This window comes from Bartonella sp. AP40SXNS (assembly GCF_042195825.1).
Lineage (GTDB): Bacteria > Pseudomonadota > Alphaproteobacteria > Rhizobiales > Rhizobiaceae > Bartonella.
On sequence record NZ_JBHIPB010000003.1, the window covers coordinates 24,152 to 37,632 of the forward strand.

Annotated in this window: 7 protein-coding genes; 2 read left to right on the plus strand and 5 right to left on the minus strand. The window is 38.9% G+C overall.

The window, feature by feature from the left end:
- The first annotated feature begins 451 nt into the window (after positions 1 to 451).
- On the plus strand, positions 452 to 5,407 hold the full coding sequence (locus ACFILZ_RS02750; RefSeq protein WP_375610317.1) for a DEAD/DEAH box helicase: 4,956 nt from the start codon (positions 452 to 454) through the stop codon (positions 5,405 to 5,407).
- Positions 5,408 to 6,616: 1,209 nt separating this feature from the next.
- The gene (locus ACFILZ_RS02755) at positions 6,617 to 6,766 is read left to right on the plus strand and encodes a hypothetical protein (RefSeq protein WP_375606595.1); all 150 of its coding nucleotides are present in this window, start codon (positions 6,617 to 6,619) and stop codon (positions 6,764 to 6,766) included.
- Positions 6,767 to 6,769: 3 nt separating this feature from the next.
- Here ACFILZ_RS02755 and ACFILZ_RS02760 read toward each other — a convergent pair whose 3' ends face one another.
- The 5 genes from ACFILZ_RS02760 to ACFILZ_RS02780 form a co-directional block, all read right to left on the minus strand.
- Positions 6,770 to 7,438 carry a YdcF family protein gene (locus tag ACFILZ_RS02760; RefSeq protein WP_375606594.1) on the minus strand — a complete coding sequence of 223 codons (669 nt, stop codon included), beginning with the start codon at positions 7,436 to 7,438 and terminating at the stop codon, positions 6,770 to 6,772.
- Positions 7,439 to 7,441: 3 nt separating this feature from the next.
- Positions 7,442 to 8,395 carry a cell division protein FtsX gene (locus ACFILZ_RS02765; protein ID WP_375606593.1) on the minus strand — a complete coding sequence of 318 codons (954 nt, stop codon included), beginning with the start codon at positions 8,393 to 8,395 and terminating at the stop codon, positions 7,442 to 7,444.
- Positions 8,388 to 9,047, minus strand: coding sequence for a cell division ATP-binding protein FtsE (gene ftsE / locus ACFILZ_RS02770; protein WP_273723097.1), 660 nt, complete (start codon positions 9,045 to 9,047; stop codon positions 8,388 to 8,390). Before ftsE ends, ACFILZ_RS02765 begins: the two co-directional genes overlap by 8 nt.
- A 532-nt stretch (positions 9,048 to 9,579) precedes the next feature.
- Positions 9,580 to 11,523 (minus strand): acetate--CoA ligase, encoded by a 1,944-nt coding sequence (gene acs / locus ACFILZ_RS02775; protein WP_375610316.1) that lies wholly within the window; start codon positions 11,521 to 11,523, stop codon positions 9,580 to 9,582.
- Positions 11,524 to 12,439: 916 nt separating this feature from the next.
- Positions 12,440 to 12,733, minus strand: a complete 294-nt coding sequence (locus ACFILZ_RS02780; RefSeq protein WP_375610315.1) for a hypothetical protein — start codon at positions 12,731 to 12,733, stop codon at positions 12,440 to 12,442.
- Positions 12,734 to 13,481 lie beyond the last annotated feature (748 nt).

Below are 13,481 nucleotides of genomic sequence, written 5' to 3' on the forward strand. Positions count from 1 at the left end.
TGAATATCACGACTAATATTTTGCGTATTATAGTGGAATTATATGCATGATCGTTCGTAAAATGCGCTGTTTTGTGTGTGGAGTTTCTTCCTTGGTGTCTTGTGTGTTCGCAGGTGTCCTATCCATTTCCTCCTCTCATTCTTAAGCTAAATCCTAAAATTATTGCGCACTTTATTGTGTATTCTTAACAAAAGGCAAAAAATATTTTCAAAATCATCACGCCTTACCGTTTATTTCCATAGGGATATAGACATCAGTAAATGCATCATATGATTTGGGGGATACTCAAAAGGATCAAAAGATTTTCTCTTGTTGGTTTAATTAAACATAGAAGAAATGTTTTAAAATCAAGCAATTTTAAGCTTTTTTTAAGTTTTTTGGGTAGAACAAGAGGCATTGACGAATTGGTTTAGATTCGATAGTTGAAGGTATTTTTCATTGGGGGGGAAGCATGACGCTGCAATCGCTTTTACAGACCTATCGTGATAAAGCGCGTACTGAACGAGACAAAGGTACGTATTTTGAGCGTTTTGCTCTTGCTTATCTGACACATGATCCTCTTCAGTTTGATCAGTATGAAAAAGTTCAAACCTTTAAAGATTGGGCGCATGAAAATGGTTGGGATGGTCGGGATACTGGTATTGATCTTGTGGCAAAGATGCGTGATGAAGAGGGGTTTGCAGCAATCCAATGTAAATTTTATGATGCAGCATATCGAATTAGAAAAGCAGATATTGATAGTTTTATTTCGGCATCAGGAAAAGCTCCGTTCAAGCGGCGTGTTATTATAGATAGTACTGAACGTGCTTGGAGTGATAACGCTGAAATAATGATACGGGGGCAGGATATTCCTGTTATACGGATTAATCTTTCCGATATACAACAAAGTCCGATCCGTTGGGAAACTTTTGCAGCCCAGGGCAAAGTTGTTTTGGAGGATAAAAAGAAAATCCGTCCACATCAATTGGAAGCATTGCGTGATGTGCGTGCTGGGCTTGCTCAAGCAGATCGGGGGAAGCTTATTATGGCTTGTGGTACTGGTAAGACATTTACCAGTCTTAAAATTGCTGAGGATTTGGCGGGTGAAGGCAAGTTTGTTTTGTTTCTTGTTCCTTCCTTGGCACTGATGTCACAGACGGTTCGTGAATGGACAACGGATGCAGGAATCGGATTGAGATCTTTTGCTGTCTGTTCTGATACACAAGTGGGAAAGCGTCGTAAAAATAGTGATGATGTTGCTGAAATTGATGTGTTTGATCTTGCTTTTCCGGCGACAACTAATGCGGCTAAACTTGCAGATCAGGTGGGGAAGAGTGTTGCAGATAAGATGACCGTTGTGTTTGCAACCTATCAATCTATTCAGGTGATTGCTGATGCTCAGAAAAACTATGGTTTGCCAACATTTGATCTTATCATTTGTGATGAAGCGCACCGTACAACAGGGGCAACGCTGGTGGGCGAGGATGAATCCAATTTTGTTAAGGTGCATTCCAATGATGTTATTCGTGCCAAGAAACGCCTTTATATGACAGCGACACCACGTATTTTTGGTGATAACGCAAAAAGTCGCGCGAATGAAGTTAATGCTGTTCTTGCTTCTATGGATGATGAAAAGCTTTTTGGTAAAACACTTTTTTATCGGGGTTTTTCATGGGCAGTACAAAATGATCTTTTAACAGATTATAAGGTTATTGTCTTAGCAATGGACGAAAAATTGGTCAGTTCCGCTGTTCAGAAGCGCCTTAGTGATAGCGATTCTGAGCTTATTCTTGATGATGCAACGAAGATTATTGGCTGTTATAAGGCTTTGACAAAACAAAATATGAAGGCTGATGTTGGTACGGATTCATATCCTATGCATCGTGCTTTAGCGTTTTGTAAAACTATTCAAAGTTCTAAACTCGTTCGTGATGAGTTTTCTGCGGTTGTTAGAGAATATCTTGATTATACGAAAGAGGATACAGAAAATGAACATTTTCTGAAGTGTGAAATTGAGCATGTTGATGGCACTTTCAATGCAAAGGATCGTGGTGCATTACTTGATTGGCTGAAAGCTGATAGTGGGGATGATATTTGTCGTATTTTAACCAATGCAAGGTGTTTGTCTGAGGGGGTGGATGTTCCGGCTCTTGATGCGATCATGTTTTTAAATCCACGCAAGAGCCAGATTGATGTTGTGCAAGCGGTTGGGCGGGTGATGCGTCGCTCTGAGGGTAAAAAGATGGGATATGTCATTTTGCCAATTGGTATTCCTCTTGATACTCCAGCGGAACAGGCTTTGAACAACAATGATAAATATCGGGTTATCTGGCAAATTTTAAATGCTTTGCGTGCACATGATGATCGTTTTGATGCAACGATTAATAAGGCATCCCTCGGGCAAGATATTAGCAATGTGATTGAGATTATTGGTGTCACACAGAGCACTGAATTAAAGGCTATTACGGCTGTTGTAGACAATCTTCCACTACGCGCACAACCAGCACGATTGGGCATTGGTACAGCGGAGCGTGATGTCCTTTTTACAGATGAACAAGGGGAGCTTGCTTTCCCTGTGGATGAGATTTCGCGTGCCATCATGGCAAAGATTGTCAAAAAGTGTGGGACACGTGATTATTGGGAGGATTGGGCGAGCAATATTGCTGAAATTGCTAAGAATCATATCACGCGCTTAACAGGCATTCTGGCAGAGCCAAATACTGAGGCGCGTCAAGCCTTTGACAGGTTTGTGGCAGAACTGCGTGATGACTTAAATGATGCTGTTACAGAAGCTGATGCGATTGAGATGTTGGCACAGCATATTATCACACGTCCTGTCTTTCAGGTGTTGTTTGAAGGGTATCAGTTCACACGTGAGAATCCGGTATCGCGTGCTATGCAGCGTATGCTTGATGTACTTGATGAGGCGAATCTTGATAAGGAATCCAAAGATCTCGAGAAATTTTATACAAGTGTAAAATTACGCGCCAGTGGCATTACGGATCCAAAAGCAAAACAGAGGTTGATTATAGAGCTTTATGATAAGTTTTTTCGTTATGCTTTTCCACGCACTGTAGAAAAACTAGGCATTGTTTATACCCCCGTCGAGGTTGTGGATTTTATTTTGCACTCTGTCAATGATGTCTTAGAGCAAGAATTTGGGCAAACGCTTGGCTCATCGGGTGTGCACATCATGGATCCCTTTACTGGAACGGGGACTTTTATCACACGGCTTTTACAATCGGGTTTGATAAAACCAGAGGAGATGAAACACAAATTTTGTCGTGAAATTCATGCCAATGAAATTGTGCTTTTAGCCTATTATATTGCAGCCATTAATATTGAGACGACCTATCATGGTCTGATGGGGGGCGATTATGTTCCGTTTGAGGGAATTTGTTTGACCGATACATTCCAGCTTTATGAGCAAGAAAAAGACCTGATCAGTGATTTGCTGGTGGATAACAGCACACGTCGGTCACGCCAGAAGGAACTGGATATTCGTGTTATTGTTGGCAACCCCCCTTATTCGGTAGGGCAAAAAAGTGAAAATGATAATGCGAAAAATATTGGATATCCTAAATTGGATCGTCGTATTCGTGAAACCTATGCTGCTCAATCTAGTGCGAGCAATTTTAATAAACTTTATGACAGTTATATTCGTGCCATTCGCTGGGCTAGTGATCGCATAAAAGACTGTGGTGTTATAGGTTTTGTGACTGGTTCTGGTTATGTTGAAAAATTATCAATGGATGGACTCAGAAAAAATTTGTGTGAGGAATTTTCGAGCATTTATGTTTTCAATTTGCGGGGTGATATTCGCAAAAATATGTTGAGTAAAGGGTGCGCTCAAGAAGGGCAAAATGTTTTTGGTAGTGGAAGCATGACAGGAATTGCTGTGACACTGTTTATCAAAAATCCAAATGTTATGGAGCATTGCAAAATTCACTATTACGATATTGGTGGTAATCTCTCGACAAAAGACAAACTCTCTGAAGTTCAGCGATTGGGTAGTATTGGTGGGATCAAGCATGAACAACGCTGGCAGATAATTACACCAGATGAGCATGGCGATTGGCTGGATCAGCGCAATAGTGATTTTGAAAAATTTTTAGCCTTAGGTGTCAAGAAGAGCTGTGATAAAAAGCTTTTTGAAAATTTTTCTCTTGGTCTTAAAACCAGTCGTGATGCATGGGCATATAATTCAAGTCGTGAAACTTTAGCGAAAAATATGAGCAATATGATTACTTTCTATAATAGTGAAGTAGAGCGTTTTAATGCTGCGCATCCACATTCTGATCGCAAAACACGTATAGAAGCTGTAGACGATTTTTTTGATACAGATGCTAAAAAGATCAGCTGGAATTATTCTCTCAAACAAAATTTAGTAAAAGGAAAGTCTTTTAACTTTGAGAGAGATTGTTTAACGCAAAGTCTTTATCGTCCTTTTACACGACAGTGGCTTTATTATAATCGAGCTCTTAATGATAGCGTTTACCAAATGCCGCGTATATTCCCTATGGAAAAAGCCGTTGAAAATAAAGTGATACAAGTTACAGGAACTGGAGCAAGAAGCGGCTTTTCTGTTCTGATGACTAAGAGTTTACCTAGCTATGATGCAATGGAAAAAGGCCAATGTTTTCCAAGATATATTTATGAAGATATTGTATCCTTGAAAAATAAGGAGGGGGATCAGGTTCATTTGTTTGCAAATTTTGCAGAGGAAAGCAAAGAAACTGGTTTAGAGCGGCGTGATGCACTCACGGATGAAGGGTTGGCTTATTTTAAGGCAGCTTATCCTGGCGAAATGATAACAAAGGATGATTTGTTTTATTATGTTTATGGGATTTTGCATTCTGAAGATTATCGTGCGCGTTATGCGCATAATCTGTCTAAAGAATTGCCACGTATCCCAACAGTTAAAAAGGTAGAGGATTTTTGGGCTTTTGTTACAGCGGGGCGAAAGCTTGGTGATTTGCATATGAATTATGAAGAGGTTGAACCCTATCCCGTTACCTATAAACAGGGTGATCCAAGAACTTGGGTGATTTCTGATGAGAAGAGTTTTTATCGTGTTGAAGCAATGAAATTTGCTGGTAAGCGTGGTGCTATTGACAAAAGCACCGTGGTTTATAATGCGCATATCACGATGCAGAATATTCCTCTTGAGGCTTATGAGTATGTGGTGAGTGGCAGGTCTGCTCTTGAATGGGTTATGGAACGGCAGGTTGTCAAAACGGATAAAGCGAGCGGACTTGTTAATGATGCCAATCGCTATGCTGTTGAAACGGTGGGTAATCCAGCTTATCCATTGGAATTGTTTCAGCGGGTTATTACTGTAAGCTTGGAAACAATGAAAATTGTGCGCAACCTGCCAAAATTGGAAGTGAGAGAAACTGAAAAGGTTAAGTTATCCATTGTGCGGTAAAAAAGTGTTGAGTCGTCACAAATTGGCACTATCACACACCTTGCCAGCTCGTGGGTATTGCGACAGCCCTTGGCACTTGAGACACGTCCATAAGAGGCATGTCTTTCTTGTACAGTTTTACGCTGCGCAGGCTCTCTTCCTTTGTGATGTGCAAGTCCTATGTGATGTGCAAGAAAATGGTTTTGATTGATTCAATAGAGAACAGATTTGAAATGAGAGAATCTGATGATATTGAGAGCTCTCATTCAAGTTGTAGCGTAATAAATTTTCATTATAAATCAATATATTGTATGTGATAAAGCACCTTAGGCAGTGAGGTCGCTAAAATTATGACGCATGAGCTTTAGCGGCAGTGATGAATATTCTCAGGCAGGGTTTTCTTATCGAGCTTTATGTGAGTAAACCATATAAATGGAGAAGCTGAGTGGAACCTGTCCAGAGAAAGTGGATTGTTTACAAATCGTTGCTAATAAGAATCGTCGCCTTTTGAGATGTTGAGAGGACATGACAATTCTCATGAAATCTGTCTTTTGAGGTGTTCTGATATTGAAGTGAGCAGGTGGAACGCGTTAGACAAGAAGCTGAGTTATTATTGTTTACAGATCAATAGAGTTTAAAAGTTTTCGTTCTTTTTGGGAGAGGAAACCAGACAAAAGGTGATCTTAGAGAGCGAAATGATTTATGCAAAATATATTGCTATAAAAAGTGTGGGATGTTCGTGGCAGTGTTCGTTTTGAACTTATTCCTATCTGTGATCTAAAATGCTTTTATGAAGACGCTTTGTAGAATGAAGAGATTGTTTTTAATATATTGGTTTATAATGACTGTTTAACGTTCTCTCTCTTGAACAAGAATTCTAAGGATCATAAATTTTCTTACTTTTAGGCTTTTAAAATGACTGCCTTGCATGTCATATGAGGTTGGTATGTTCGTGTTTAAGAAAGGCGTAATGTATGCCTCTTACCAATCATCCCAAGAGGTTTAAGAGCAATCGTAATACTTGAGAGGCGGCAAAATATAGGGTGGGGCGGTTTGCATTTTTTATGAAGGGTAAGACAGTGGTATAAATAGATTTTTATGACAAGTCTGTAGATCCTATGGCTGTCTAGGGGCTCTATTTACAAGAGCTGTCTTCTATATTGGGGATGGCATTAGATAGATCACGTGTTGTGAGATCAAGTTTGGGATGTAAGAGATGTTTTTTGGTGAATGTGCAAGACAGTGACACGTGTATCGGGGCGTTGTGCTTTGTATGGGGAGAAGTTCTGGCGTGCTTTTATGGCGGTAATTCGTGTGGAAAGGTATGGAGAGAAGGGTAAAGCAGTCAGAGGGTGGCAAGGTTTAAAGTCACAAGAATAAAGGTCAGAAGGCGGTTCTGATATAGACTTGCAGTGTTTTAATATATTGGAATATGAGAATGCGGGCTTGCCTGATCTGTTGTATTGTGCTTTCAGCTTTGCTCTTCTTCACAGGATAAGCAATGAAATGGATATCAGGCATGAGATATTTAAGTTCACGCATCGAGCGCCACACATGGTAATCATGGGTGACGATATAAAGGGTTTTATAGTGATGCTTTTTGATCCAAGCGGCGCTTTCTTCGGCGTTTCCTCTGGTGTTAATCGCTTGATGCCCAATGTCAATACAACAGGAGATAAGCCGTGGGGTAATATGCATGTTATGCATGAAACTCTTCAGGTTGGTTGTGGTGTTTACACCACTGATGAGGAGTCGTGAACCAAGCCCCTTTTGTAAGAGATGAAGTCCTGTCTCTATTCGGTTTTCTCCGCCTGTAAGCACGATAATGGCATCCGCTTTGGGGAGAGGCGTTGGGGGGACAAGTCGTTCGGTTTTTTCAGAAAAAATAATAAAACCGCCCCAGAAAATGAAAACAGTGATTGCAAGAGTAAGGGTTGTTGGTGGAAAATAGCGAAATAAAAGCCATGGAGACCAACTATTATAGTGGGGCCGTTTTGGAAGAGGACGTTCTAAATTGTTTTGCGTCAATGAGTTGAAAGTGTTGTGAGTCATAAATTAAAATAAACCGTTTTCACATTGATCGATTTTTTTCAGTTGCGCTAAAATAGTCATGCGATTTGTAAGGGTGGTGAGAAAAGAAACGAAAATAATAAGCAGAGTGATTTTGCCATAAGGAACGGAACTTATGGAAATATGTCCTAATAAAGCCGTTATTTGGCTGGCTTCTGCTCTTCCCAAGTTATAATTTGTCCAGAGACAAAAGGCTGAAAACAGAAAGATGCTTGTGAAACCACCATATAAAGCACCGCGCAGTGCCGTTTTAAAAAAATGCCAATCAAATTGACGCGCAATGAAAAGGGTTTCAGTGCCAAGAAAATATAGCACATTAATAATATGGGTATTTTCTGCCAATGCATTGCGGGTGGCAAAAATGATGGTGAGGATTAGAGAGCCTAGAACCAATGCTAAAATTGAAAAACCGATAAAAACCGTGGTGTATGCCATGGTCGCAAAACGATGGACCCAAACACGGTGATCATCAAATTGACCGCCTGGAATTTGAGTTTTAATGGCATGATTGATGGCAGCAAAATTGATTTTTTCATCTCTTTTCAGAGTCACAATGATGAGGCGGGGAAGGGGAAGTTCATTGATATTGAAGCCTGTTCCAAGCCATGGCTCTAGTAATTTTTCTGTAGCTTTTTGGTCAACAATTTTTGCATCTTGTACACCAGAAAATGTTTTAACCAATTGTACGGCATCACGGAGTGCTTTGTTGATATCAACATTGTCAACGGGGCGTATTTGTATTGTTGCTTCATAGCTAATCTGATTACTCCAATTTTGGGCGGCATGTTGGACTAAATCAACACCGATTAAGGTGAGACTTGAGAGAAATGTCATAATTGCAATCACTGCAACCAGCGCTTTTCCAGAAATATTGCTACTGGGAATAATCGCTGTTGTGTTTTTTTTATTACTTGTAAAAATGGGGAAAGACTTATTCATGAATCGTCATCCGTCCATTATGGAGAAGCATACGCCGTGCTGCAACTTGTTCCATTAAGGCAATATCATGGGTGGCAATGATAACAGCTGTTCCAAAACGATTTAATTCAATAAACAAACGGAGTAGGCGTTTTGCCAAGGGAGGATCGACATTTCCTGTTGGTTCATCCGCAAGGAGGATTTCAGGCTGGTCAATGAGCGCGCGTGCAATAGCTACCCTTTGTTTTTCTCCGCCGGAAAGAACCGGTGGTAAAACATGAATGTGATCTCCCAGACCTACCCAACAGAGAAGATCTTCCACTTCACTGCGATAGGTTGCTTCTTCTTGTCCTTTTATGCGTAAAGGCAAGGAAACATTTTCATAAGTGGTCATGTGATCAAGGAGACGAAAATCTTGAAAAACTACACCGATACGTTGTCGTAGCGCAGGGAGCTCTTGTCGTTTGAGCAATGCTGTGTCTGTTCCAAAGAGATCAATATGACCGCGGGTGGGTTTGAGTGCCAAAAACATAAGACGCATCAGCGACGTTTTCCCTGCTCCAGAGGCACCTGTGAGAAATTGAAATGATCCAGGAGGAATATGAAAGCTAATATCACGAAGGACCTCAGGGCCCATTCCATAGCGTAGGCCGACATTTTCAAAATGAATCACTTTTTATTATTACTCCTGATTTTATATTGCATCATTTATTCTAAGAACTCTTACTTTCATTGCTTTAGATTTTTGTTGTAAGCTTGCTTATTTTAGATTTCATGGTTTTCAATATTTTTTATACACCCTCGTTATAGATAAATATTTTTGCTCAAGAATATTATCACTTATACTTTCTTTTTTTAGCTTTGTTTATGATTTTAGCAGGAATTTCAAAGTGATTCTAGCATAAACATCAGAACTATTTTTCCTTCTTACTCAGAGGTTTTTTTGCACTGAGTGGACATTGGGTGATTTTAAAAAGCTATATTGCTCTTTTTATCTTACTTTCTTATTCTTGTTCGTATCCCAATCCTGAGGTTTTGGCTTAAATTATTTCTTACCTCTCATGAAGAAAAGCGTTTGTTGTTAGAATGATTGAGCTTTTCATGAATTGTTTTGTTTTTTATTATCCTCGGTGGTTTTCGTAATAATGCTGAGATAATTTTAGCAAAAAACAAAAACCACCGTATGTTGTATTTCGTCGTGTTTTTTAGTTTTGTCGGTTGGCAATCAGATCTTCAACAACTTGTGGTTCGGCAAGGGTTGAAATATCTCCGAGAGTATCAAAATCGTTTTCAGCGATTTTTCGTAAAATACGTCTCATAATTTTCCCTGATCGTGTTTTGGGAAGCTGCGGAGCAAACTGAATTTTATCCAATATGGCAATAGAACCTATTTCTTGTCTCACATGCTTGATAAGGTCTTTTTGCAATTCTTCACTTGGCGCTGTTCCTTCCATGAGGGTCACAAAACTATAAATTCCTTGTCCTTTAATGGGATGCGGGTAACCCACAATAGCTGCTTCTGATACAGAGGGATGAGAAACAAGGGCTGATTCAATTTCAGCGGTTCCTAACCTGTGCCCCGAGACATTGAGTATGTCATCAACCCGTCCTGTGATCCAATAATAGCCGTCACTATCGCGCCTACAGCTATCGCCTGAAAAATATTTTCCTTTATAGGAGGAAAAATAAGTTTGAATAAAGCGTTCATGATTCTTATAAAGTGTGCGCATTTGTCCGGGCCATGAATCACTGATACAAAGATTGCCTTCTGCTTCACCTTCTAAAACATTGCCTTGGGCATCAACAATTTGGGGTTGAACACCAAAGAAAGGACGTGTGGCCGATCCTGCTTTGAGGGGGGTTGCACCGGGCAGGGGCGTGATCATATGCCCCCCTGTTTCTGTTTGCCACCATGTATCGAGAATCGGACAACGGTCATTTCCAATTATATGATAAAACCATTCCCATGCTTCTGGGTTAATAGGTTCTCCTACTGTGCCTAAAAGACGCAACGATGTTCTGTCTGAGTGTTCAACAAACGAATTTCCTGCTCCCATTAAGGCGCGGATAGCTGTTGGTGCGGTATAGAGTGTATTGACTTGATGCTTGTCGACAATTTCCCAGAATCTGCCTTTGTCAGGAAAGGTTGGTGTGCCTTCAAACATTAAAGTGGTCGCACCATTGCATAAAGGTCCATAAACCAAGTAAGAATGACCGGTTATCCAACCAATATCAGCTGTGCACCAGTAAACTTCATCGGGGTGGTAATCAAAAACATATTGGTGAGTTATCGAGGCAAAAATAAGATAGCCTGCTGTGGTATGCAAAACACCTTTGGGTTTGCCGGTTGAGCCTGAAGTATAAAGAATAAAAAGTGGATCTTCAGCATTCATGGGTTCTGCTGGACAGTCTCTTTGGGTATGAGCTATCTCTTCGTGGTACCAAAAATCACGCCCCTCTACCCATTGAATGGGGCCACAAGTTCGCCGTATAACCATGACTTGGTCCACATGCACATTTTGGCGCGCGGCTATCTCAATGGCATGGTCAACGTTGTCTTTTAAGTTAATCCGTTTGCCGCCACGCAAGCCGTGATCAGCGGTAATCATAAAGGTTGATTCACAGTCAACAAGGCGTCCTGCTATTGCTTCAGGAGAAAAGCCTGCAAAAATAACCGAATGAATGGCTCCAATGCGAGCGCAGGCAAGCATGGCATAGGCTGCTTCGGGTATCATGGGGAGATAAATGGTTACTTTATCGCCTTTCTTAATGCCACGACTTTTCAAAAGATTAGCAAAACGACAAACGTGTTCATAAAGTTCGTTATAGGTTATTTTTTTATCATGATAAGGATTATCCCCTTCCCAAATGAGCGCGATTTTGTCTCCATGGGTTTTCAGGTGGCGATCAATGCAATTATAAGCTACATTTGTTATCCCATCTTCATACCATTGAATCGATACATCTCCGTTAAAAGAAGTGTTTTTTACTTTTGTAAAAGCTTTAAACCATTCAATGCGTTGACCATGTTTTGCCCAGAAGCTTTCTGGATCATCGATGCTTTCTCGATACCATTGTTGATAAGTTTCCTCATCGAGTAAAGTATTTTTTTTGATCTCTTCTGATATTGGATAAATTTTTTCAGTCATGTTTCCCTCATTTTATTGTTTAGAAAAATCTGCCTCTGTATTTTTGTATGGTTATATTTGTGGCAGAGTTTTCCCAAAAGCTTTTCATTATGAGGGTAGACTAAATGACAAAGATTAGAATAGTCAATTTTTAAATCTGATACGTTTGTCTTTAAGAGAGTATTTTATGCTTTTAGGATATTCAAATGTGGCAGAACCTATTGTAGTAAAGAGCTTTTTATAAAAGCATAAAGATATTAAAAAAATACCCTATAAAAAATGGAGAGGGAATGAGAGTGCTTTTTAAAAGAATAAATTTACTAAATATTAATATAAACCAAAATATCTACGCAAAAAATTAGAAATAAAGAACATAATAAATGACGATAATGCCATTATAATAGACAATCTCCAACCTACGCCATTGAATATTTTAAAAGAAATGGCAATTATAGGAGTAATTATAATTAACATGCAAAACATTCTTACAATTTCATAGTGAATATCCATTATAACAAAATCCTAGTTATAGTATGTGATATCAATAGATACCTCTGAAAATTATTTTTTCAGTGTACTTGGAACTCATCCAATAAATATTAATATAAACCAAAATATCTACACAAACTATCAAGAATAAAAAACACAATAACTGACAATGAGGCTATTTTTATAGATAGTTTCCAACTGTAGCCACCAATTTTTTTTAAACCAATAGCATATATAGGGATAACGACAATGAGAATGCAAAACAGTCTTATGATTTCATAAAGAATATTCATTATAACAAAATCCTGATTATAAGAGGTGATCCGCAATAGATATCCCTGAAAAATATTTTATCCATAGATGTAGATATTTAACTTTGGTATATTCTTTCAAGTATACTTACAAAACTATTAATTTCAGAGATATCTTTGTCGCTATTCTCTATAAATTAGAACCAACACTCACGACCTTTTTCTATAAAGCCCCAAGCAGCACCTCCTATGTATCCCAATGACAAAGCTCCCATTCCACCTGTAAATGCACCTACTGGTCCCCCAGTTATACCACCTTGAATTGCACCAACTACTCCTGCCGGAAATCCTACTTCGCTGCCACGTGCATTCATGTGAGACATAAAAGCACCAGGACTACATGCATTTCCATGAGTAGGTCTTGAATTGTGCGAATGACCAAAAGAAGGCTTTGTCACCATATGACCGAATGTATTGAATGAACCAAACATATTAATTCTCCTTAATTATCTAGGTCTAAAACAGTATCAAAATGATACATTTCAAATGGCTATCACACACTTTTGATTAGTATCAAATATAAATTTTAAAAATGTAAATAAAAATACTGTATAAATAATATCTATACTATGTATACATGAAATATTCTTCTTAAGAAGATAATAATATTATTTACAATATTTTAAAATATAAGAAATATCCCCTGTTTTTCCTTAATTAAAGTTTAAAATCAGAAAAATTGCGCATATGAAAAGTTGAAGTTTTTTTATTTGTTTACGAGAAAGATAAAGGAATATCGTTATTGAAATCTGCTTTGTTGCTATTGTTTTGTGTGTATGTGTTATGCGCACATGCGTGGGATTCGTTCTTTTATTTTTCAGGCGGATATTGACCGTATTTTACGCTTTGTAGAGCATAGAAAGTCTCTATGCTATCGTTGACCTTATAGATTGCTATCATGTTGTTTAGCGCGGTTCTTGGTGCTCTATTGGGTATTTGAGATGTTTATTTTGCTCAAGTGGCTTACATGAAAGAGTTTTGTTACTGTATTATGCAGCCATAAGCTTTTTTTATCTACTTTACACCATTGGCATATGGGGAAATTGTGTGCGCGTGTTGGGGAAGTTAAGAGAATTCGTGGTTTTTAATGGAGATCATTGCGATGATCTTATTAAATATTCTTTTGTAATTATTTATTTCGCGACAGTTTTTTCATTCATGCGCAACGCCCCTCTTATC

Bases quoted from the DNA above. Each gene is read 5' to 3' on its own strand.
- ACFILZ_RS02750 (WP_375610317.1), top strand. From the start codon at position 452: ATGACGCTGCAATCGCTTTTACAGACCTATCGTGATAAAGCGCGTACT.
- ACFILZ_RS02755 (WP_375606595.1), top strand. From the start codon at position 6,617: ATGTGCAAGACAGTGACACGTGTATCGGGGCGTTGTGCTTTGTATGGG.
- ACFILZ_RS02760 (WP_375606594.1), bottom strand. From the start codon at position 7,438: ATGACTCACAACACTTTCAACTCATTGACGCAAAACAATTTAGAACGT.
- ACFILZ_RS02765 (WP_375606593.1), bottom strand. From the start codon at position 8,395: ATGAATAAGTCTTTCCCCATTTTTACAAGTAATAAAAAAAACACAACA.
- acs (WP_375610316.1), bottom strand. From the start codon at position 11,523: ATGACTGAAAAAATTTATCCAATATCAGAAGAGATCAAAAAAAATACT.
- ACFILZ_RS02780 (WP_375610315.1), bottom strand. From the start codon at position 12,733: ATGTTTGGTTCATTCAATACATTCGGTCATATGGTGACAAAGCCTTCT.